22 protein-coding genes are annotated in these 21,833 nt (G+C 70.1%); all 22 read right to left on the bottom strand.

The window, feature by feature from the left end:
- Positions 1 to 319 precede the first annotated feature (319 nt).
- Positions 320 to 1,270: a cytochrome c3 family protein gene (locus Q7W02_22100; protein ID MDO8478838.1), complete on the bottom strand. Its 951-nt coding sequence runs from the start codon at positions 1,268 to 1,270 to the stop codon at positions 320 to 322.
- Positions 1,267 to 2,082: a hypothetical protein gene (locus Q7W02_22105; GenBank protein MDO8478839.1), complete on the bottom strand. Its 816-nt coding sequence runs from the start codon at positions 2,080 to 2,082 to the stop codon at positions 1,267 to 1,269. The genes Q7W02_22100 and Q7W02_22105 overlap by 4 nt, the downstream gene beginning before the upstream one ends.
- Positions 2,079 to 3,482: a hypothetical protein gene (locus tag Q7W02_22110; protein MDO8478840.1), complete on the bottom strand. Its 1,404-nt coding sequence runs from the start codon at positions 3,480 to 3,482 to the stop codon at positions 2,079 to 2,081. Before Q7W02_22110 ends, Q7W02_22105 begins: the two co-directional genes overlap by 4 nt.
- 50 nt (positions 3,483 to 3,532) lie before the next feature.
- Positions 3,533 to 3,895 (bottom strand): cytochrome c3 family protein, encoded by a 363-nt coding sequence (locus Q7W02_22115; protein ID MDO8478841.1) that lies wholly within the window; start codon positions 3,893 to 3,895, stop codon positions 3,533 to 3,535.
- Between the two features lie 26 nt (positions 3,896 to 3,921).
- Positions 3,922 to 4,524 carry a c-type cytochrome gene (locus tag Q7W02_22120; protein MDO8478842.1) on the bottom strand — a complete coding sequence of 201 codons (603 nt, stop codon included), beginning with the start codon at positions 4,522 to 4,524 and terminating at the stop codon, positions 3,922 to 3,924.
- A gap of 26 nt (positions 4,525 to 4,550) precedes the next feature.
- Positions 4,551 to 5,648: a cytochrome bc complex cytochrome b subunit gene (locus Q7W02_22125; GenBank protein ID MDO8478843.1), complete on the bottom strand. Its 1,098-nt coding sequence runs from the start codon at positions 5,646 to 5,648 to the stop codon at positions 4,551 to 4,553.
- A 2-nt stretch (positions 5,649 to 5,650) separates the two neighbouring features.
- Positions 5,651 to 6,106 (bottom strand): ubiquinol-cytochrome c reductase iron-sulfur subunit, encoded by a 456-nt coding sequence (locus Q7W02_22130; GenBank protein MDO8478844.1) that lies wholly within the window; start codon positions 6,104 to 6,106, stop codon positions 5,651 to 5,653.
- An 11-nt stretch (positions 6,107 to 6,117) separates the two neighbouring features.
- Positions 6,118 to 7,395, bottom strand: coding sequence for a cytochrome c3 family protein (locus Q7W02_22135; protein MDO8478845.1), 1,278 nt, complete (start codon positions 7,393 to 7,395; stop codon positions 6,118 to 6,120).
- 7 nt (positions 7,396 to 7,402) lie between these two features.
- Positions 7,403 to 8,602 (bottom strand): c-type cytochrome, encoded by a 1,200-nt coding sequence (locus Q7W02_22140; protein MDO8478846.1) that lies wholly within the window; start codon positions 8,600 to 8,602, stop codon positions 7,403 to 7,405.
- Between the two features lie 94 nt (positions 8,603 to 8,696).
- Positions 8,697 to 9,728, bottom strand: a complete 1,032-nt coding sequence (locus Q7W02_22145; GenBank protein ID MDO8478847.1) for an ethylbenzene dehydrogenase-related protein — start codon at positions 9,726 to 9,728, stop codon at positions 8,697 to 8,699.
- Between the two features lie 52 nt (positions 9,729 to 9,780).
- Positions 9,781 to 11,739 carry a 4Fe-4S binding protein gene (locus Q7W02_22150; GenBank protein MDO8478848.1) on the bottom strand — a complete coding sequence of 653 codons (1,959 nt, stop codon included), beginning with the start codon at positions 11,737 to 11,739 and terminating at the stop codon, positions 9,781 to 9,783.
- Positions 11,736 to 12,197, bottom strand: a complete 462-nt coding sequence (locus tag Q7W02_22155) for a CYCXC family (seleno)protein (GenBank protein MDO8478849.1) — start codon at positions 12,195 to 12,197, stop codon at positions 11,736 to 11,738. The genes Q7W02_22150 and Q7W02_22155 overlap by 4 nt, the downstream gene beginning before the upstream one ends.
- 213 nt (positions 12,198 to 12,410) lie before the next feature.
- The gene (locus tag Q7W02_22160) at positions 12,411 to 14,102 is read right to left on the bottom strand and encodes a thiamine pyrophosphate-dependent enzyme (protein MDO8478850.1); all 1,692 of its coding nucleotides are present in this window, start codon (positions 14,100 to 14,102) and stop codon (positions 12,411 to 12,413) included.
- A complete protein-coding gene (locus Q7W02_22165) occupies positions 14,095 to 14,508 on the bottom strand; it encodes a CBS domain-containing protein (protein MDO8478851.1) in 414 nt (137 codons plus the stop codon). The genes Q7W02_22160 and Q7W02_22165 overlap by 8 nt, the downstream gene beginning before the upstream one ends.
- Positions 14,505 to 16,472 (bottom strand): 2-oxoacid:acceptor oxidoreductase family protein, encoded by a 1,968-nt coding sequence (locus Q7W02_22170; GenBank protein ID MDO8478852.1) that lies wholly within the window; start codon positions 16,470 to 16,472, stop codon positions 14,505 to 14,507. The genes Q7W02_22165 and Q7W02_22170 overlap by 4 nt, the downstream gene beginning before the upstream one ends.
- The gene (locus Q7W02_22175; protein MDO8478853.1) at positions 16,433 to 17,536 is read right to left on the bottom strand and encodes a TIGR04053 family radical SAM/SPASM domain-containing protein; all 1,104 of its coding nucleotides are present in this window, start codon (positions 17,534 to 17,536) and stop codon (positions 16,433 to 16,435) included. Before Q7W02_22175 ends, Q7W02_22170 begins: the two co-directional genes overlap by 40 nt.
- Positions 17,533 to 18,843: a citrate synthase gene (locus Q7W02_22180; protein MDO8478854.1), complete on the bottom strand. Its 1,311-nt coding sequence runs from the start codon at positions 18,841 to 18,843 to the stop codon at positions 17,533 to 17,535. Before Q7W02_22180 ends, Q7W02_22175 begins: the two co-directional genes overlap by 4 nt.
- A gap of 21 nt (positions 18,844 to 18,864) precedes the next feature.
- The gene (locus Q7W02_22185) at positions 18,865 to 19,233 is read right to left on the bottom strand and encodes a response regulator (protein MDO8478855.1); all 369 of its coding nucleotides are present in this window, start codon (positions 19,231 to 19,233) and stop codon (positions 18,865 to 18,867) included.
- A 16-nt stretch (positions 19,234 to 19,249) separates the two neighbouring features.
- Positions 19,250 to 19,657 (bottom strand): CBS domain-containing protein, encoded by a 408-nt coding sequence (locus Q7W02_22190; protein MDO8478856.1) that lies wholly within the window; start codon positions 19,655 to 19,657, stop codon positions 19,250 to 19,252.
- On the bottom strand, positions 19,654 to 20,163 hold the full coding sequence (locus tag Q7W02_22195) for an adenylyl-sulfate kinase (GenBank protein MDO8478857.1): 510 nt from the start codon (positions 20,161 to 20,163) through the stop codon (positions 19,654 to 19,656). The genes Q7W02_22190 and Q7W02_22195 overlap by 4 nt, the downstream gene beginning before the upstream one ends.
- On the bottom strand, positions 20,160 to 20,723 hold the full coding sequence (locus Q7W02_22200) for an adenylyl-sulfate kinase (GenBank protein MDO8478858.1): 564 nt from the start codon (positions 20,721 to 20,723) through the stop codon (positions 20,160 to 20,162). The genes Q7W02_22195 and Q7W02_22200 overlap by 4 nt, the downstream gene beginning before the upstream one ends.
- Entirely contained in the window at positions 20,720 to 21,829 is a 1,110-nt protein-coding gene (locus tag Q7W02_22205) for a phosphotransferase (GenBank protein ID MDO8478859.1), read from the bottom strand. The genes Q7W02_22200 and Q7W02_22205 overlap by 4 nt, the downstream gene beginning before the upstream one ends.
- Positions 21,830 to 21,833: the final 4 nt, after the last annotated feature.

Here is a 21,833-nt window from a genome sequence, read left to right on the forward strand (position 1 = left end):
ACTGGACGGTGGCCGGCGCCGACGCCATCATCGCGCTGCGGTGCTGCACGCTGAGCGGGCGCTTCGAGGACTTCTGGGAGCGGCGATCCGTCGCCAGGGCGGTGGCCGCATGACCTTATCTCACAATCCTGACGTGCACCCGGCGCGCCGGACCCCCGGGGCTCCTGTGGGCCGGCCGACGGCATCGGCAACGGGCCCGCGGGGCGCTGGGCGAGCAAGATCCGGCCGGACGGCCGCTCCGCACCCACCTGAGCCCAAGCCTGGCCGGTGACGCAGCTGAGAGCGACCACCAGGACGGCGAGGGAACCCAAGGGTGTGCTCATCTGTCCACCCGTTCCGCTGTGAGACGGAGCGCGGCCGGTCCAACCGGGTGGGGCAGCGCGGCCGCCGGGCCGACGCGCGGCGGCAGCTTGTGCATGATCGGAGTGTGGCAGCGGGCGCACTCGATATTGTGCTTCGCCACGTGGAAATCGTGGACGAAGGGAAGATCCGTGTAGCGCGCGAGCTTCTCCGGCTGGTTGTGGCAGGTGAAGCAGCGCTCACGGGGGGCGGCCCCGTCGCCCTCGACGACGTTGAGGTGGCACTGCTGGCAGGCGACGCCGCGCCGCCCGACGTCGTCGTGGTTGAACTTGATCGAGCCCACGACGATGTCGCCCTTCGGCGCCTGGTGGCAACCGGTGCAGCCGGCGATGGGCGTCAGCGCCCGCCCGGTCCTCATCCCCTTGAAGTGGCAGAGGAAGCACGTGGACTCGGTTACCTCGATGTGAGTGCCCACGACGATCTGTGAGTGGCAGCTGGTGCACCTGAGCTGCCGGCCGCGCCGCAACTCTCCCAGGTGCGGCTTGTGGTCGAAGATGATGCCGCGCTTGAAGGTGACCTTGCCGTCAAGGAGGCGGCGGTCGTGACAGCCCGAGCGGAGGCAGCTCGCGTCCTCGACCTCGGCGAAGGGCTTGGAACTGTAGGTCTGGGTCGCCCACTTCACCACCTGGGAGATGGCCTGGTACTTGACCCAGATGGTGTCGCGGAATCCCGGCGGATAGTGGCACTGGACGCAGGTCACGTTGCGGTGTTTGGACGACTTCCAGGCCGCGACGTAGGGCTTCATGATGTGGCAGGAGTTGCACAGGAGCGGGCTCGTGCTGACCTTCCAGAGCCCGACCAGCGCGGCCCCGCCGACCACGACCAGCGCCCCCAGCACGATCAACACGGTCCGGCCGCGCCACCAGCGCCGCCGCTTCGGGACGTTCTCAATGGGCGCCTCTGGGCTCATTTCAGCGCCGTGGCGACGATCAACCAGATCAGGGTGAGTCCGACGGCCAGCGAGCTCAGGCCCACGACGAGGGAGAAGTTGCGCAGCCAGAGCGGTGGCGGGTCCGCCCGGCGGGCCTCGAGCCTCCCATCGGCGCGGAGGCGCTCGTATTCCTCGGGGTGGTCACGCCGGAAGTCCTCCTCCTCCAGCCGGCCCGTGAAGATGACCGGGTCCATGGGGAACTTTTCCGGGCGGAGGTGGCCGTTGAAGAAATGGATGGTGAAGATGAAGCCGACGGCCAGCAGGGCCTCGTCGCTGTGGACGATGATGGCCACGTTGAAGATCCAGCCGGGCACATAGCGCGCGAAGAACGTCGGGAACCAGAGCAGGAGCCCCGAGGCGCCGATGATGGAGATCCCCCAGAACACCGCCCAGTAGTCGAACTTCTCCCAGTAGGCCCAGCGTCCGAAACGCGGGCGCGGGCCGAGCCCGAAGAAATAGCGCACGTGCTGGCCGAGCTGCAGCAGGTCGCGGGGCTGAGGGACCATGGAGTCGGGACCCCAGAAGACCCCCGGGCGACGGAGGAGGACGAGCCGCGCAATGTAGCCGAGGTGCAGGGCGAAGTACGTGAACGTGATGATGGCGAAGAAGCGGTGAAGATACCCCGTCGTGAACGGCCCGCCGAGGGCGTGGGAGAGCCAGAGCCCCCAGCCGGTCTGGGCGTACTTGAGCGGCAGGCCCGTGACGGCCAAACCAAGGAAACTCACGATCACCATTCCGTGGAGGATGCGGTGATAGAGGTTGAAGCGGAAGTAGTACCGGCCTTGGCTCACGGCTCGGGACCCTCCCCGCCCCGCCCCCGTCCCCGGCGCAGCCGCTCGACCAGCGAGCGGGGCAGCCAGAGGAGGGAGTGCAGGCCGAAGAACGCGAAGGTCCCGATCAGCAGCGTGGTCATCAAGACGTAGGAGTAGTAGAGGATCGGGAATCGCGCCCTGCTCGAAGGGTCGGCGTGGGGGTGGAACTCGGCGAACCGGGCGGTCGCTCCCGGGTGGCACTTGGCGCAGGTCGCGACAAGATTGGCCCCCGAGACCGACGAGGCCGGATCGGCCACCGCGCGCACCGTGTGGGCACCGTGGCAGTCGGCGCACTTGGCGACGCGCGTCAGGCCCAGCGCCGTGACCTTGCCGTGGAAGGTGTCCCGGTACGTCCGGAGCGATTCCTGGTGGCAGCTGCCGCACTCGCGGATCACGTCGAGCTGCCACGGCGCCCCCTCCACGCGGCGGATCTGGTGGGCGGAATGGCAGTCCGTGCAGACGGGCGCCGTGCTCACCCCAATCGCTGCCGCCTTGCCGTGGACGCTCTCGGCGTACTGCGCGAGGACTCCCGCGTGGCAGGCCCCGCAGGTCTTCGGGACATTCGCGGGAAAGACCCGCGATCTGGGATCGGTATGCGGCCGGATCTCGTGGGAGCCGTGGCAGTCCGAGCAGTTCGCGGAAACCAGCAGGCCGCTCTTCGTGACCGCGCGGCCATGGATCGAGTCCATGTACAGCTGGTACACGTTGGCGATCGGGATGTTGTGGCGCTTCGCCAGCTCGGGATCGGCGTGGCACTGGGCGCAGGTCCGCGGCAGGTTCAGGTGGTAGGTGGACGAGCGGGAATCCGACTTCGCGAGGACGCCGTGGGCCGCGCCGTGGCACGAGCGGCAGGTCGCCGCCTCGGAATCCCCGCGCTGGCGCGAGCGGCCGTGGACGCTGTCGCGATAGACCTGGACCTGTTTCGCGTGGCAGGACGCGCAGGCCTCGATGGTCATGGTCGCCGCCCGACGGACATCGTGAGTCCCGTGGCACGAGGCGCATGCCGGAGCTCCCGCCTGGCCGCGCGCGCTCGCGTGAACCCCGCCGCCGAGCTCGGCGCGAGCCTTGTCGTGGCAGGCCGCGCACTGGACCGGCGGCAGCGGCGAGTCGTGAGGCGCCGTGGCGGTCCGGTGGCAGGCCGCGCACTCGAGCCGGGCATGCGCCGAAGCCTTCAGGACCGCCTCGTCGGCGAAGAGGGAGTCGCGGCGCCCCGGCTTCGGGGCGCCGCGCTTGAGGTCCTTGTCACCGTGGCAGGCGAGGCAGTCCTGCGATGACGGCTTGGGCTCGGCCGGCTTGGGCTGCGCCTCCGCGCTCCCGAGGGGCCAGACAGCGCTGCCCAAGAGCAGCAGGGCGCCCAGGCCGGTCAGAAGTCGCGCCATGCGTCACGGGCGCGCGGGGCGCGCCTCTCCTATATCACCTACGGCCTAGCTCACTTCTTGTGGCACTTCTCGCAGTTGGCCGTGTCGGCGAGCGCGAACGGGGTCTTGCCCTCCGCCATGGCCTTGCCGGTGTGGCAGGCGCCGCACTGCTCCCCGGCCTTCATCTTCTCCATCGTCAAGGGCCCCGTCTGTCCCTTCTTCATCTTGAAGACCTTGACGTGGCAGGACGTGCACTTGTTGCCCGCCGCCACGTGCTTCTCGTGGCTGAACGTCACGGTGCCGGGGCTGTCCTTGCCCTTGTCGAAGCTCATGTCGGGCGGCGGCTTGACTTGCGCGAACCCCGGCGACGCCGCCATGAGGCCGAGCGCGAAGACGATCGTGACAGCGAGACTCCCCAACCCGGTGTAGCGCATCGTGTCTCCCTCCTCGGTTGCGATGGTCACGGCAATTTCGCACTGTTGCGAAGAAATCCGACCAGGTTCCCCATCTCCTCGCCGGAAAAGCGCGGGTACAGCAGGCCCATCCGCTTGGCTTCCTCCGCCATGCGCGGCGCATGGCTCCAGATGGCCGCCGCCCAGACGACGGCGGACCCGTAGCCCGCGCGGGGCTGGCTCAGCTCGACGGCGACCTGCCCCCCTTCCCCCCGGAAGCGGTGGCACTTGAGACATCCCTTGCGGAGCACGAGCGCCTGCCCGCGGGAGATGTCCGGCGCTGGGTCCCGCGCGGGCTCGGCCTGCAGATACGCCATGAGGTCCGCCATCTCCGCGGCGCTGATCTCCGGCCACGCCAAACCCTCCTGCCTGAGTGTGGTGAACATGGCCGGAGCGTGGCTCCAGAGCCGGCCCGCCAGTTCGTAGGCCCCCTGTGGCCGTCTCAATTGCTCGACCGGCGGCCCGACGCCCTGCTGGCCGCCAGAGGCGTGGCAGCGGACGCACTGCTTGGCCGAGAAGACGGCGCGCCCGCGCTCTGCGTCCCCGGGGGCCTGGGCAGCCGCCGGCGGTGTCGCCGCGACCAGGAGGCCAGCGAGCGTCGCGACGAGCATCGGCCATTCCGGTCGGAGTGAGCGCATCACTTCGTCGCGCTCGCGGTGTAGCCCAGGTACGTGAACAGCAGCATGTAGGCGATGATGGCGATGCCGATCCACGTGAAGAGACGGCTCGGCTCGCCGCGCGCCGTCCGGCGGTCGAGGAACGGGACCAGCAGCAGGAAGAGCCCCCCGAGGCCGAAGCCCACGATGCCCACGATCTCACCCTCGATGCCGAGGATATGGGCAGGCAGGTACTTGAGGCTCTGGAACATGAACATGAAATACCACTCCGGCTTGATGCCTGCCGGCGCCGACAGGAACGGGTCGGCCTTCTTGCCGAGCTCCGCCGGGAAGAAGGCGGCCAGCGCGGCGAGCACCGCGAGCGCCGCGAGCCAGCCCACGAGGTCGCGGAGCATGAAGTTCGGCACGAAGGGCATGCGCCGACCGGCGCCGCCCGACCGCTCGACGTCGAGGGGCACGCTCATCCCGTGCCTCTGAACGAGGTAGAGGTGGAGACCTACGAGGGCGGTCGCCGCCAACGGGAGGATCGCAACGTGGATCCCGTAAAAGCGCGTGAGCGTGGCGCCCGTCACGTCGTCGCCGCCCCGGAGCAGCCGGCCGAGGAACGGTCCCATCACCGGCACCGCACCGGTGATCTCCGTGCCCACCTTGGTGGCGAAGTACGCGAGCTCGTTCCACGGCAGGAGATAGCCGGTGAAACCGAAGCCCATCGCCAGCCCCATCAGCGCCACGCCGGAGAACCAGGTCACCTCGCGCGGCGGCCGGTAGGCCTTGAGGAACAGCACGCTGAAGAGGTGGACGAACAGCGTGAAGATCATCAGGTTCGACGCCCACGCGTGGACCGAGCGGATCAGCCAGCCGAACTGCACCTCGGCCATCAGGAACTGGACGGACTCGAACGCCTCCTCCGCGCTCGGGCGGTAGTAGAGCAGGAGCAGGATGCCCGTGGAGACCTGGACCATGAACAGGAAGAGCGTCATGCCGCCCAGGTAGTACCAGACCGTGTGCCGGTGGACGGGGACTTCCTTCTTCCGCGCGAGCTTCTCCAGGTCCTTGAGCCCGATACGCGTGTCGAGCCACGCCCGGAGCTTGTCGAGCCGCTGCGCGCCGCCCTCCATCGTCAGGCGCTCTTGCTGACCACGATCTGGTTCCCGCGCGCGTTGACGACGTACGCGTCCAGCGGGCGGGGCGGCGGCCCCTCGACGTTCTTGCCGTTGAGGTCGTAGTGGCCGTTGTGGCAGGCGCACCAGATCCGGCTGAGGTCGGTCCGGTACTGCACGGTGCAGTTGAGGTGGGTGCAGATGGCCGAGAACGCCCGGAGCTCGCCGGCGGGCGTCCGGACGAGGATCGCCGGGCGGCTGCCGAACTTGAAGATCTGCCCGCTGTTGGCCTTCACGTCCCCGGGCTTGATGGACAGCGTCACCGTGCCGGCCGTGGACTCCGCGACCTGCGGCGGGACGAGGTACCGCGTCAGCGGATAAACCGCGGACAGAAAAAATGCCACCCCGCTCAGCCCGAGGAACCAGTTGACGAACCCCCGGCGCGACGAATCGGGCTCCAGCAGATGCTCGGCCATGAAATCCCTCCTCAGTGCTTTGGCGTTGACCCGGCGACCGGCCGGCGGTCCGTCTGCCGGATCTTCATCACCAGGCCGGCGATGAGCCCAAGGATCACCACCAGGAAAACGCCGAGCCAGACCCGGCGGAAGCGCAGCTCCTCCATCGCGCGCACGCCGCGCGCGTAGACCTTGGCGCTGATCGCCAGCCCGGCCTCGATCTCCTGCTTCACGGGCGCCACCATGTAGCTGTGGACGGCCGTCCGGGCCTTGACGAGCGCCTCCTTGGCGCCGTTGAGATCGAACTTCGCCTGGCTGACCTCCATGCCGGCGTGATCCGCCTGGAGCAGGATGGCGCCGGCCTTCTGGGTCTCGGCGCTGAGCGACTCGATGAGCGCCCGCATCTCCACCGCGACCTTGCCGCCCTTGTCCCCGGCGGTGTGGCAGGTGGAGCACACGGCCTTGTCGCCGAGTCCCAGCATGAAGTCGCCGGGGGGCTGGATGCCGTGGTTCTCGTGGCAGGTCGCGCAGCCGGGGTTGCCCATCTCGACGAAGGCCTTGGCGTGGACGCTCTTCTTGAAGAGATCGGCCGTCAGAGAGTGGCACTGTCCGCAGACGTTGCCCACCCAGTTGATCCCCGGGGGGACGGCGCCGTGGTTGCCGTGGCAGTCGTTGCAGGTCGGCGCCGAGAGGTCGCCCTTGGCCGTCATGGCCTTCCAGTGGACGGAGGTCTTGTACTTCGCCACCTGGTCGGTCGGGATCTTGTAGCTGGCCATGTACTTGGCGTCGCCGTGGCATCGGCCGCACGTGTCCGCCACCTGCAGCGGATAGACGCTCGACTTGGGGTCCGACGGCGGCCGGATGTTGTGGGCGGGATGACAGCTCACGCACGTCGCGACCTTGGGATCCCCCAGCTCGCGCAGGCGGCGGCCGTGGACCGACGTCGCGTACTCGGCGACCTGGTCCACGCGCAGCGAGGGGTTGTAGCGCTTCATGAAGGCCGCGTCGGCGTGGCAGCGGCCGCAGAACTGCACGATCTGCTGGCGCGGGGGCTTGCCGACGAACCCCTTGGCGGGATCCATGGCCTCCATGCCGGCCGCCTTGGCGTCGCCACCGTGGCATGCCACGCACCCGAAGCCCTTGGCCTTGTGGATGTCGCCGTCGAATGCTTTGGCGGGCGCCGCCAGGCGCTCGTCTCCCGTCTCGAGGTGGCATGCGGCGCACTTGTCCACCGGCGCCTGGGCGGTAGCGACCCCGGGCCAAGCCAGCAGGGCGAGCAGGAGGAGGCCTGCCAGTCCGGACGCGCTCACCCCAAGGCTAGGGCGTCCTTCGCGGCTGACTGATCGACTCGAGGAGCGTGACGAGGTCCGCCATCTCGTCGGCCTTGAGCACGGGCCACTCGAGCCGTTGGCCCGCGACCCTCGGGGTGACAACCGTGTGGTTCCAGAGTGCCGCGAGCACCGCGGCAGAGGAGTCGAGCCCCTTCGCTCGGGTCAGGTCGCTCGCCGGCTTGCCGCGCTCGCCGGACACCCCGTGGCACTGGAGACACCCTTTCTTCGATGCCACCACCCAGCCCTTGGGAACGCTGCCGCCGCTGGCGAAATACCGGACCGAGTAGAGATAGGCGACCAGATCGGCCATGTCCTCCGGCCGGAGCTGGGGCACCGTGATGTTGCGGGTCGCCATCGCCGCCATCATGGCCGGGGCTTTGTTCCAGATCGTGGCGGCGAACTCGACAGGGCTGCGCCGGACGCCGAGCGCCACCAGCTCCGGCCCGACCTGTCCGCCCACCCCGCCCACGCTGTGGCACTGGATGCACCTCTTCTCCACGAAGAGCTCGCGCCCGAGCTCGGGCCGGCCGGGCAGGACGTAGAGCGGGCCTTCCGGCGCTCCGCCCGTCGCCGGCGCGAGGAACGCGACGAGATCGCGCAGCTCCTGTGCCGTGAAGGTGGGCCGCTCGACGCCCTTCGCCTTCATGACTTCCGCCATCGCGGGGCCGTGGTTCCACATGGCCGAGGCCACGTAGATGGGCGAAGCGAACTGCTTGAGCGAGTCCAGGTTCGGCCCCACGACGCCGCCCGTGCCGCCGACCTGGTGGCAGACGATGCACTTCTTCTCCGAGAAGAGCTGGCGGCCCGCGGCCGTGTTGCCCGGCCGGTCGAAGTAGTTGAGGGTGTAGAGGAATCCGACCAGGTCGCCCGCCTCCTGCGCGGTGAGCTGCGGGCGCGTGATCCCGAGCTGCTTCATCCGGTCCACCATGCGCGGCAGGTGGTTCCACATCGCGGTGGCGACGTCGTAGAAGGAGCGCGGCCGGAGACGCCGCGCGAGGTCGGGGCCGACCTTGCCGCCGACTCCGTTGATCGAGTGGCACTTGACACAGCCCTTGGCCCCGAAGACACGCGAGCCGGCCAGCGGATCCTGGCTCGGGCTGAACACGGGCTGGGCCCACGCCGCGTCGAGCGACCCCATCAAGAGCAACCCGGCAACGGCGACGGCCAACCTCACGGATCGGGCCATTGACGATCCTTTCTGTCGTAGTCCCGGCGGCCGCCGGGATGGATTTCTCCCAACGGCCGCCGATGCTACGCGAATCACCGCGCGATCACAAGATTTACTCGAACTTGAGCCTGAGCACGCCCGGTGTGTACGCGTGCCGCACCTGGGCGTTGTCGAACACCGCCACGCCGAAGGCGTACTCCTTCTTCAGATCGTTGAACTGCACGTCGTATTCACTGCCGGTGGCGAGCTTCCGCCAGAACACGCTCGTGCGCACCCCGTCCTTGTAGACGATCTTGGCTCCGATGTCGCCGCGATCTCCGGTGAAGGGGGCCACGACGATGCCGGGCACCTCGTCGCCGCCCTTGTACTTCGAGTCGTCGAACGGCTCCTTCTCGGCGTCCACGATCCAGAAGGGCGGCGCGGGCTTGTTGCCCTTGAGCGCCCACTTCGGACCGTTCTTGGCGTCGTTCAGGTTGTTGGCGTAGCCGCCGCCGGTCTTGGGATCGCTCTTCCGGCCGGCTTCGGGCGCCTTGTCCTTGTCGTAGGGGGTGTTGTCGAGGTACTGGTCGTCGACCTGGCCGATGCTCCCCGTGCGCACGCGCTTCATGTGCCAGATGTCGGCCCTCTCCCCCGCGTTAGGCAGGTACTTGTTGCCGACGGGCTTCCCCTCGCCGGTATGGCAGGCCGCGAAGCACCCCTTCTGCTCGAAGGCCGGCGAGTTGATGTTCCAGATCATCGCCCACTTGTCTTCGTAGTAGAGGTTGTTGTCCCCGCCCTTGTCGCTCGGGTCCTTGAGCATCTTCCAGGAGCCGTCGGCCTGCTTCTGCCAGGGGCCCCGGCGCACGCTGTCCGTCTCGTCCTTGTACTGCATGAGGAAATAGATCGTGTCGCCCGCGTAGACGGCCCGGAGCGAAACCTCCGTGGAACCGCCGGGCAGGTTGCGCCCGCCGACCGCCTTGACGGTGAGCGGCTGGGCCTTCTGCCAGGCGGCGTCCAGCGTGCCGTCGAGCGCCGGAGCGGCAGCCACCTTCTGGGCCACCACCACGTTCTTCTGCTGCGCGTCGCCCTGTCCGACGGTCAGCGCCAGGCCGATTGCCAGGCCCAGCACGACCACCGGAAGGGTCCACCTCCACGATCGCTTCATGACAACCTCCCTTTCCTTTTTGCACCGTCGCTCGGACGGTGCGGCAGTGAATCTACATTCCGTGGCGCATGCCCATCGGCAGGTTCAGCAGGACGATGGCGGCCACGGTGAACACGCACGAGAGCGCCGCCATCGGCACCAGCGCGCGGCTGGCGGCGCGAGGGTCAGCGTAGGCGCCGGCCGACAGCCGGTGCCCGGCGACGAGCGAGAGCACGAAGAAGCCGACGATGATGACGACCTGGAGCAACGCGACCACGGCCTCGGGCGCGAGCGGCGCGTGCTGCCAGTCGGGCTCGCCCAGGGGCCACGGCATATAGAGCCCGACCGCGCGCTGGACGACCGGTACTATGCCGCCCCCCTCCGTGAGCAGGTGGGAGAGGTTGTGAGCGAGGTGGACGGCGAGCCCGACCGGGATGAACATGTAGCTGAAGAGCACGAAGCTGCGGCGCACGCCGATGGCGTAGGCACCCGCCAGCCTGTCGGCCGCGACGGCCCCGCACAGCACGAGGAGTGGGACCACGACGAGCGAGCCGCCCAGCAGGATCGCGGATTCGACCAGTCCCAGATAGGTGACGGGCTTGAGCGTGGCGCGCACCCAGTGCGGCAGCGAGCCCGACAGCGCCCACGTCCAGCCGGGCCACGCGCTGAGCATCTGGGCGGTGACCACCAAGGTCAGCCCCACGAGGGCGACCGCGAGATAGGCCTCGTCGAGCACCCGGCGCCCCGACGCCCAGAGATCCTTGCCGAAGGCGCGGAAGCGCAGGACCAGGTTGTCCCGCGAGCAGCTGGTGACGCACTCGCCGCACAGGTTGCAGTAGTTGTTCCGGTCCATGGACGCCGGGAACTCGAACATCGGGCAGCCGCGGGATTCGGCGCCGCCGCGATAGCAGCTCTTGTCGGGGTCCGCCGCGCACACGCCCCCGCTCTTGGAGCGGAGCTCGAGCGGCGCCGTCATCGAGTAGATGCCGATGAGCCCGCCGATGGGGCAGAGGTGGCGGCAGAAGCTCCGCCTCTCGTAGAAGAGCCCGACCGCCACGGCCGCCGCCGCGAAGAACAGCACGATCCACGCCGTCACCCGCGGGGAGCGGACGACGCCCAGCTGCTCGTCGGCCCAGGTGAGCAGGACGAACATGCCCGTCGCCCACCAGATGTTCCTGAATGGCTTGGGTAGCCGGCGCAGCGGGGCGGCGAGCCGCGCCGTCCACTCGTTGAGGGCCCCGAAGGGGCAGGCCAGGCACCACACGCGGCCGGCGAGGACGAAGGTGAAGATGATCCCGGCCCACCAGATCGTCCACGTGAGCTTGGTGGCCAGGTTCGCGCCGCCGTCCTGCACGTCGTAGAAGCCCAGCAGCACGACGACCGCCATGAGGACCAGGAGCGGGATCTGCAGCGAGGGCTGGAGCGCGCGCGACGTCAGGAGCCGGCGCAGCCACTGCACCCGAAGGAGGTCGAGGGCCTCGCCGGCCGGCGCGCCGGTGCGGGCGCGGAGCCGAACGGCGTACATCGCGAGGACGCCGATGCCCGCGACGAGCGCGATCACCGTCCACGCGACGGCTCCCATCCCGGAGGAGGCACGCGCCACGCTGATGGGGAAATCCACCACCAGCGGCGGCTCGAAGCGCCGGCCCTCCAGCTCGGCCAGCACGACGCGGACCTGGTGTGCCCCGAGCTTCGTGGGGCTGGCGGCAACCGCGTAATGACCCGCCCATGTCTGCTCAGTGGCCGGCTCGGGGTCCGGCGCCGCGCCCGCGGCGGCAAAGCCGACAAGCACCCGTCCCCCCGGCACCGGGGCGAGGTCCGAGCTCCTGAACACCTTGGCCACGAGATGAGCCGACCGGTCCGGCGCCAGCGGGCTCGGATAGGTCAGCAACTCGACCTGGTACCCCTGGACGGTGACGGTGCCCGTCGTCCCGAGAGGTGCCGCGCCCCCGTGCTTCTCGTGCCCGCCGTCCGCCGCAGCCGCGGCCGGCAGCAGCGCGAGCAGGAGCGTCCCGAGCAGGCGCGCGATCATTGCCCGTACTTCCGATCGATCTCGGCGCGGATCCGGTCGGCGGAATACCCCGCCTTCTGCATTCGAGACGCGTCCAGCGCCTCGTCCATGCAGATGTCTCACGTGGCTGCGTGGCCGTCCGTGTAGCAGGACAGGAGGCTCTTGTGCCCCTGGTGCTTGTCGCAGCCGCAATAGCAGTAGAGCTGGTCGAGGACGTCGGGGATCTCGCGCGCGACCCGGTGGGCCGCCGCCGCCTTGCCCACGAACTGCGCGGGGTCGAGCGTCGGCCGGGTCTCGCGGCGGGCCGTTGTGGGACCCGCCGCCGAAGACGATGAGATGGCCGGGGCAGCGGGCGGCGCCTCGCCACGCCACACGAGCGCCACTGCGACGGAGAGCGCGATGACGGCCCAGAGCGCCGGCCACCAGTAGCGCGTGACGCCCGGCCGGGACCGCGACGCCCGCTGCCCATTCTCAACCATGACACCCCTCTCTGTCGGTTGGCACTTGTATCATTTAAAGACGGAGCATCGCCTGTGCCAGATCACGCCGGTTGCAAGTCGCTGAAAAGTCGGGCGCCCTATCCACGGCTGACCGCACGGCCGGGGTGTCGGCTCCCCGCCCTGAGGTTCCCGCACCCCACTCCGCCGTCCGCGGCCTGCGCCTGGCGGGTGGAGATGATGCGCACGCTGCCATCACCCGGCCGTCCCCCGCACGTGGGCCAGCTCCTGCAGCAGGCGCCAGTTGGCGAGGCGGTCGGCCTGCCCCTTCAGGAGCGCGGCGGACGGTCGCCCCTCGGCGTCGAACTGGCGGGCGAAGCGGCCCTCGGTGCGCGCGAAGGCGACGAAGTCCACGACTTCGTCCGTGCCCGGCGTCTTCGTCCAGTCCTCCTTGGGATCCGGATTACCCTGGAGCGACAGCCGCTTCGCCAACTCGGCTCCGCGCCTCGGGTCGTGGACGAAGAGCGGGAAGGCGCGCGAGTCCACCGCGAGCCGGGCCTGGTGGGCGGCGCGGTCATCGCCGACCCCGTGCTCGGGCTGGCAGGTCGTGTACGCGATGACCACGGCCGGGCCGGGGTAGCTGTTCGCATCGAGGATGGCGCGGTAGAAGTGGTTGACGTGCGCGGCGGTCGTCTGCGCGACGAAGACGTCGGGGTGCATGAGGGCCAGGAGCCCCAGCTCCTTGCGCCGCTCCACCTTGCCGGGGACCGCGCTGCCGACGGCGGCCATCTTGGCGTCCTGGGAGAGGAACGACGCCGTGGACGCCTGGCCACCGGTGTTGGAGTAGACCTGCGTGTCCAGCACCAGCACTTTGATGTCCATGCCTGAGGCGAGCATGCGCGACAGCGACTGGAAGCCGATGTCGTACATGGCGCCGTCGCCGCCCACGACCCAGAGGCGCTTGGACTGCCAGCCGCGCTGGTCCCACTTCGCGCGGACCCCCATCGCCACGGCGGGAGCGTTCTCGAAGAGCGAGTTGATCCACGGCACGAGGAAGGGGTTGTACGGATAGGTCGAGGAGTAGACGGTGTTGCAGCCCGTGGCCGCGACGATCCCCATGCCCTGCGGGCCGTGGACGAAACCCGTGCCCGCGACCATCATCCGGAGCGCCGTACCCTCACCGCAGCCCATGCACGAGCCGGCCCCACCGACGTAGAGGAGGGCCGATGCCTCGGCCAGCATCATGTCGGCGAGCGCCTTGTCGTTGATGTACTCCCGGGGCGTGGGCCCGACCCGGCGGAAGAACGTGAACGCGGTTCGGTACCGCCCGAGCGTCCCCTCGTCCTTTCTCACCATGCGGAGGGCGTCGTAGCCCAGATCGTGGCAGACCTCGACGCACTCGGCGCACCCCTTGCACTTGGTCGGGTCCACGAAGATGCCGAACATGGCGCCCGGCAGCCCCTTGCGCTCTGGCACCTCGAAGTACTTTCGCGTGCGCACCCACTGGGATGCGACGAAGGCGCGCTCATCGCCGGGCACCGCCTCGACGCAGGCCGCGATCGCCGCCTCGGGCACGGCCTTGCCCAGGATCGCGGTGTCGGGGCACTCGGTGACGCAGCTCATGCAGCCGACGCACTTCTCGGCGATGAATTCCGGGATCTCAAGCGCGAGGTACGAAAAGTCCCGGAGCGCCGCCGTCCCCGGCGGGATCAGGCTTCGCGCCACGCCGACGTCCGCGGGAAGGGTTTGCGATCCCGTCCCCGCGGCATAGGCGCCGATGATCCGCGAGTTGAAGTCGGTGACGTACGCTTCCACGTCCAGGTCGAGGACGTTCGCGTGCGGCAGGTGGGACTCGTGCTCGTCCTTGCTGAGGCCCGGCGTCTTGGTCAGGACCTCGGGCGCCTCGCCCTCGTCTTCGAAGTGGTTGACGGCGACGGGCTCAGCCATGGCGCGGCACCTCCATATGGGCCACCACGTCCGTCATGGAGAGAATACCCACGGGCCGCTGGCCGGCTCCCGCGGGCTCCGTCACCACGAGGCGGTGGATCCTCCGCTCGCGCAGCATGTGGATGGCCACGGCCACGGGCGTGTCGGGCGCGACGCTGACCGCGGGAGAGGTCATGAGATGGCGCGCCTCCATGCCCCGCCAGTGGGACAGGTACGCCTCGACGAAGGTCGAGTTGGCGAGGTCGGTGCGCGAGATCACCCCGACGGCGAGCCCCGCGGTGTCCGTGACCACGAGCGCGCTCACGTGCTCGGCCTGCATCGTGCGGGCCACGTCGGTCACCGGGGTGTCGGGCCGGCAGGCAACCACGCCCGTGTGCATCCAGTCGCGCACCAGCGTTTCGCTCATTGCGGAAGCACCTCCATGACCTCGTCGTATCCCCGCCGCGCGGCGCGCAGATTCTCCTGCACCACCGTCTCGCTCCGCTTACCGAACATCTTCCGCACCGACGTCTCTACGGCGGCGAAGGCCTGCTCCACGCCGACCTTCCGGCGCTCGAGAAACGGGGTCGCGCGGAGGAAGATACCGAGGAGCACGACCCCCTGCATCCGCTGCCGCAGGGCCGGGTTCGTGCTCGTCTCCCGGGCGATCTTCACCGTGTCGAGCGCGAGCAGCCGCAGTCCCTTGTCCCGGATCGCCGACTTCGCCGCATCGGACATCTGCGCCCAGATCCGAGCCGGGTCGGTCTCCGCGCTCTGGACGAACACCGTGCCGCCGGCGGCGATCCCGGCGAGCGGATCGCCGAGCTTGAACGCGTTGATGTCGTTGAGCGGCACGAAGTCCACTTGTGCCAGCTCGGAGTGGGTGCGGATCCGCTCCTCGGCCACGGTCAGGTAGTAGGTCGTCGGCAGCCCCTTCTTCTCCGATCCGTAGAGCGGATAGGCCTGCACCCACAGCTCGAAGGGGAGATCGCCCAGGAGGGTGGCGATCACGCGGTTGGTCGCGACCGAGCCGAAGCCCCCCACCGAGTGCCCGCGCATCGAGAAGGCGCCCGGAGGCCGCACGTCGGGGTCCTCGATCCGCGGCACGGCCGCCTCGTGCGGGATGCCGAGCACGAAGCTCCGCCTGCCGCCCTTCGCGATCTCGCCCACCGCGGCCACGAGGTCCCCCGGCCTCACGTCGCGGCTGCCGAGCCCCGCCGACGCGCCGTGGATGATCGGGATCCGGATTGCGCCGCCGTCGCCCGCGGCCGCGTCGGCGAAGGCGGCCTTGATCTCGGTGGCGAGCGGGTTGCCGGCCGCGAGCGGATTGTCCATGCGCTCGATCACGGCGGCCGCGCGCACGCCGCGGAGCGCGGCGACGATCTCCCGCGCGGGGAACGGCCTGAAGACGGTAACGCCCAGCACACCCACGCGGAGACCCCGCCTGTCGCGCAGCCAGTCGGCCGTCGCCATGGCCGTCTCGACGAGGCTGCCCATGCCGACCAGCGCGTACTCGGCGTCCTCGAGCCGGTACGGCTCGACGAGCCCGCGAGATCGCCCCGTCAGCTCGCCGTAGCGCGCCATGGAAGCCTGCAGGATCCCCGGCAGCCGGTCCGTGAAGTACCGCTGCGCGATCTTGCCCTTCATGTAGGCATCCTGGTTCTGGACGACGCCCGACATGATCGGCCGCTCGGGGTTCATGAGGTTCCGGAGCCGCGTCGGCGCGTAGGGGTCGCCCACGAACTCGGCCATGAGCTCAGGCTCGGGCAGCCGGACGTTCTCCACCGTGTGGGTAGTGAGAAAGCCGTCCTGTACGCACAGGAAGGGCGTCTCGCCCTCCTCGGCCGCGCGGCGCAGTATCAGGGCCAGGTCGGCCGCGTCCTGGGCGTTCTTGGCGAAGGCCATGCCCCAGCCGCAGTCGGTGACCGCCATGACGTCGTCGTGGCCGCAGTGGACGTTCAGGGCCTGCGAGGTCAAGGCCCGCGCGCCCACGTGGAAGACGGCGGGCAGGCGCTTGCCGGCGATGGTGTAGAGCACCTCCTTCATCAGGACGAGCCCCTGCCCCGACGTGAAGTTGGTTACTCGGCCGCCGGCGGCGGCGAAACCCTCGCAGGTCGAGGCCGAGGAGTGCTCGCTCTCGAGCTCGACGAAGAAGAGCGGCTCGCCCCAGAGGTTCTTCTGTCCGCGGGCCTGCGCCGTCTGGTAGCCCACGCCCATGTTGGTAGAGGGCGTGATTGGGTAGGCGCAGGCGCCCTGGGTGATGTGCGTCTCCACCCAGACCACCGCCTCCGAGCCGTCGGCCGTGGTCCTGAGCCCCGGGTACGGGGCCGCGGCCGGCGCGGCGACCGCGCCTACGCGGTCTGCAGACGGGGGGCGGGCTGGTAGAGACATAGAGGGTCCTCGGCCATGGGATCGCCGGTTGCGGCGAAGGCCCGGGCGCGGGAGCCGCCGCAGGGCTCGGCGTACTCGCAGCGCCCGCAGCGCCCGGTCAAGAGCTCGGGGCGCCGCAGCGTCCGGAAGAGGTCGGAGTCACGGTAGAGGGCGACCGGGTCCGCCGTCCGGGTGTCGCCCGCCGACAGCGGGAAGAATCCGGAGGGATGCACCTCGCCCGTGTGGGAGATGAACATGATGCCGTTGCCGTCGCGGATGCCCGCGCCGTGGCCCATGGGGCCCCGCGGCCGCGCCGCCTCGCCGCGCCCGGCGCGCCGTGCGCGCTCGAGGACGACGCGCCGGAAGTGGGGCGCCTCGGTCGTCGTGATGATGGGGCCCCCATTGGTGTTTTTGGCGTCGCCCCCGTTGCCGCCCAGATCGAGCAGCTGCTCGAAGAGCCGCTCGCAGGCCTCGGCCGTGATGGGCTTGAGCATGGTGCCGCGCCCGACCGCGACGAGGAAGAAGAGGCTCCAGCGCGCGGCGCCCAGATCGGTCGCCAGCCGGTGGATCGCCGGGAGGTCGTCGAGCGTCTCTTCGCTCACGAGCGTGTTGACCTGGAAGGGCAGCCCCACCGCGACGCAGGCCCGCGCCGCGACGAGGGTCCGATCGAAGCAGCCGTCTATCCCGCGCAGGGCGTCGTGGCGGGCCGCGTGCGAGCCGTCGAGGCTCAGCGAAACGGCCTCCACGCCGGCCGCCTTGAGCCGCGCGATGACGTCGGCGGTCAGCAGCGGTGTGGCGCTGGGCGCCACCGATACGCCGAAGCCGGTCCCCCGCGCCGCGGCGATGAGGGCGAACAGGTCGGCGCGCTTCAGCGGGTCGCCGCCCGTGAGGATCAGGTGGGGCAGCGGCGCGCCGAAGCCCGCGAGCTCCGCGATGAGCCGGAGCCCCTCCGCCGCGTCCAGCTCGGCCGGGTCGCGCTCGGGCGCGGCTTCGGCGCGGCAGTGGCGGCAGGCCAGGTCACACGCCCGCGTCACTTCCCAGTAGATGCGCCGGGGCGCCCTGTCGAAGCGCAGGCTCGCGTTCATCCCCGGCCCCCCGGCGCCTCCTCGCGCCTGCCGATCTCGCGGTACGCGCGCTGCCCGGATCCCAGGTAGAGCTGGCGCGGCCGGGCGATCTTCTGCTCGGGGTCCGCCCGCAGCTCCTGCCACTGGGCCAACCAGCCGCTGGTCCGCGCGATGGCGAAGAGCACCGGGAACATCTCGACTGGAAAGCCCATCGCCTGGTAGATCAGCCCCGAGTAGAAGTCGACGTTGGGGTAGAGCTTGCGGGACACGAAGTAGTCGTCCTCGAGGGCGATCCGCTCGAGCTCCAGCGCCACGGGCAGGAGCGGGCTCGGGCGCGTGACCTCGAAGACCTCGTCGGCCATCCGTTTGATGATCCTCGCCCGAGGGTCGTAGTTCTTGTACACGCGGTGGCCGAACCCCATGAGCTTGGCCTCGCCGTCCTTGACGCCCTTGATGAAGGCGGGGATGCGGTCGGTCGAGCCGATCTCGGCCAGCATCCGCAGCACCTCCTCGCTGGCGCCCCCGTGCAGCGGACCGTAGAGCGCGGCGACGCCCGCCGCGAGGGCGCAGTAGGGGTCGACCTGCGAGGAGCCAACGGCGCGCACGGCGTTCGTCGAGCAGTTCTGCTCGTGGTCGGCGTGCAGGATGAACAGCACCTCGAGCGCCCGCTCCAGCGTGGCGTTCGGCTGGTACTTGGCCTCCGTCGCCTTGAACAGCATGTTGAGGAAGTTGCCCGTGTAGGACAGCTCGTTGTCCGGGTAGTTGTACGGCAGGCCCAGGCTGTGGCGGTAGGCGAAGGCCGCGAGGGTCGGCATCTTGGCGATCAGGCGGACGACCTGCAGCCGCCGCGTCGCCGGGTCGCCGCCATTCTTCGCCTCGGGGTAGAAGGTCGAGAGAGCCGCCACCCCCGACACCAGCATGCCCATCGCGTGGGCGTCGTAGTGGAACCCTTCCATGAGCTTCTTGAGGTTCTCGTGGACCCAGGTGTGGTGGGTGATGTCGTAGATCCACTGGTCCATCTCGGTGAGCGTCGGCAGCTCGCCGTGGAGCACGAGGTAGGCGACCTCGAGGTAGTTGGAGCGCTCCGCCAGCTCCTCGATGGGATAGCCGCGATAGCGCAGGATGCCGCGGTCGCCGTCGATCTCCGTGATGCGGCTGATCGTCGACGCGGTGTTCATGAAGGCCGGATCGTAGGAGAGGAGCCCGAAGTCCTCCGGCCCCGTGCGGACCTGGCGGAGGTCCATGGCGCGGATGGCGCCGTTGGTGATCGGGAGCTCGTACGTCTTGCCCGTGCGGTTGTCGGTGAGTGTCAGGGAGTCGGATGGCATGGCGGCTTCCTCCTTCCGGCTTCAGCGGGTGGAGCGCTCGAGCTCGTCGTGAACGAGCTGCAGCAGCGCGGACGCGGGAAAGGGCTTGGCGAGAAAAGCCGAGGCGCCCAAGGCCAGGGCCGCATCCCTGGCGGCCCGCGAGGCGAACGCGGTGACGACGATGACGGGGACCTTCGGGTCGCGCGCCCGCGCCGCCCGGATGATGTCGAGCCCGTCGCCGTCCGGCAACCGCAGATCGGCGATGACGAGAGCCGGCGGCGCCGACTCGATGGCCTTGAGCCCCTCGGCGCGCGAGGCGGCCGTCACCACGCGGTAGCCCTGGCGGCGCAGCAGGCGGTCATAGGTAACCGCGAGGTCGGCCTCGTCCTCGACAACCAGGATGCGGTTCACGTCGACTCCCGGGGCCCTAGTGCTGGCTCCGCGCGAAGGCGCGCAGGATGTCCGTCTCGGTGACGATGCCGACGAGGTGTTCGCCCTCGAGCACCGGGAGCGCGCCGATCTTGTGCTCGAGCAGGAGGCGCGCCGCGTCGGCGGCGTCCTGGTCGGGCCCGGTGATGATCACGCTCCTGGTCATGACCTTGCTCACCGTCAGCTTGGCCAGGAGGTAGTTGACCTCCCACACCGAGAGGCTCGTGGCCTGCGACGGCAGGTTGAGGCGGATGTCCCGGTCGGTGACGATGCCGACCAGCCGGGTGCCTTCGGTCACCAGCAGGTGGCGGATCCGCTCCTTCAGCATGGTCTGCCGCGCGTCGAACACGGGGGTGTCGGGGCCGACCGTGATCGGGGAGCCGGTCATCAGCTCGCGTACCTTCATGGAACGTTCCTCCCGGCTTGGGTGACGGTCGCGGCCGCCGCGCGATGGTGCCGGCGGGCCAGGAGCAGCACGTCCTCGACGGTGCTCCGGAAGTCCGGGGCGTGGGTGTGAAGCTGGAGCTCGGGGTGGAGCGACTCCTCGTAATCGAGCGCGATGTCGGGGGCCGCCTCCACGGCGGCGGAGCCGCGCGCGCCGCCCACGCGCCAGCGGGCGGCCTGCTCGCGCTCGAAGCAGACTTCGGGCGGGCAGACGAGCTGGACTTCGGCGAAATGCTCGATCCACTCGTGCGCCGCATCCCACCATGCTCGGCGCGCCGCGGTCGCGTCCACGACCACGGCCACGCCGGCGTCGGTCAGAAGCTTGGCGGTATAGGCCAGAGTCCGGGCGTCGGCCAGGTCGAGGACCCTGAGGGTCACGGGCCATGCCTGGACGGCCTCCGCTACATGAACAGCCAGCGTGGTCTTGCCGCTGCCCGGCCTGCCGGTGATCCAGATCGCCCAGCTCACGACGCCCTCGATGCGCACGCGCCCGAGGCGGCGAGGCAACCGGCGAGCGCGGCAACCTTGGCGGCCGCGGTCGCTACGTCGTCCACCGTGGTGTCGATGGTCAGGTCGGCCGCCAGCGCGGGCTCGTAGGGCACGTCCACGCCCGGCACCGTCGCGCCGGGCCGCCCCGCGCGGGCGTAGATGCCCGCCGGCGCGTGGCCCCGCGGGCGCGTGCGCTCGCGCTCGCGGCAGACGTCGAGCGGGCAGGAGAGCTGCACCTCCGCGAAGCGCGGGATGGCCGCGCGCGCCGCGTCGCGCCAGGCGCGGCGATGGGCCGTCGCGTCCACGATCACCGGCACGCCGGCCTCGACGAGGGTCGCCGCCATGTAGCCGAGCGCGCGGTACACGAGGTCGCGCTCGGCGTCCGTGTACTGCGGGGCCGGCGTGATCTTCTTCCGGATGGCGTCGAGCTCGAGCACCGTCACCGGCTCCCCACGGGAGCGGAGGAGCGCGGCGGCGGCGCGCGCGACGGACGACTTGCCGCTGCCCGGCGGGCCCGTGATCCAGATCGCCCAGCTCACGCCGTGCCTCCGAGGCAGGACGGCAGGTTGCAGGGATCGAAGGCCGCCGTCCCCGCCATGGCGCGCGCGAAGTCGAGAAGCGCCCGCCGCGTCGCGTCCGTCAGCGTCGGGTACCAGCGCGGATGCGCGATGACGAGCGCCCTGAACATGAAGAACGGCGGAAGCACCTCGAGGAGCTCCCGGTCTCCGCTCTCGGCGAGGTACGCGTCCAAGAAGGCGCGGAAGAGGCCGGAGAAGGGCTCGGCCACCTCCGCGACGCCGCCCTTCCTGAGACCGAAGAAGAGATAGTTGATGCCGAGCGCAGAAACATCGTCGGCGGGCTCGCCCCACTCGCCCCGGCTCCGGTCGAGGACGGCGAACTCCGTCCCCGTCTCGAAGAGGAGGTTCCAGGGATGAAAGTCGCCGTGGACGCGCGAGAGCCGGTGCGCCCGCCCGCGGAGCTGCCAGCGCCACGTGACGGCCGCGCGCTCGAGGGCCTCGCAGTCGGCCGGCGGCAGGAGGGTATAGGGGTGCGGGTAGCTGTCGAGGATGCCCATCAGGCACTCGCCGTGGCCCACCAGCTCGCGGATGCGCCGCTGGTACAGCGTGGGCTCGTCGCGCTTGGCGGCGTGCGCCTCGGCGAGGAACCGGCCGAGGGCCCGGGCGCGCTCGTAATCGAGATCCCGCGCGGGCCCCGCCAGCATGCGATCGAGGTCCAGCCAGTACAGCGCCCCCGGCGCCTTTTCTACCAGCTGGAAGTACTCGACTGCTTCGCCTGCCGAGACGAGCTCGCCCGACTCGCGGACGAAGCCCACGTCCACGCTTCGCACGTGGCGGGGAAACGTATTGTACGCGCCGTGCGCGTAGATCGCCTGCCACGCGCGGTCGGCCGGGTAGTCGTGGCCGAACCCCTGCACGGGTCGCGTGCGCGATACGACAAAGGACCGAAGCCGCCCGCCCGCCACGCACTCGACCTCGAAGGGCACGCCGTACCCCAGGCCCTTGGGATCGGTGGCGGCGCCGGTATCGCCCAGCGATCGGAGCGCCAACAGCTCGACCGGGCCGCCGCAGACCCGTTCCAGGTAGCTCGCCAGCGCATCCTGCCCGATCGGGCCCGCGTCGGCCATGTAG

The sequence above is a fragment of the Candidatus Rokuibacteriota bacterium genome (assembly GCA_030647435.1).
Classification (GTDB): domain Bacteria; phylum Methylomirabilota; class Methylomirabilia; order Rokubacteriales; family CSP1-6; genus AR37.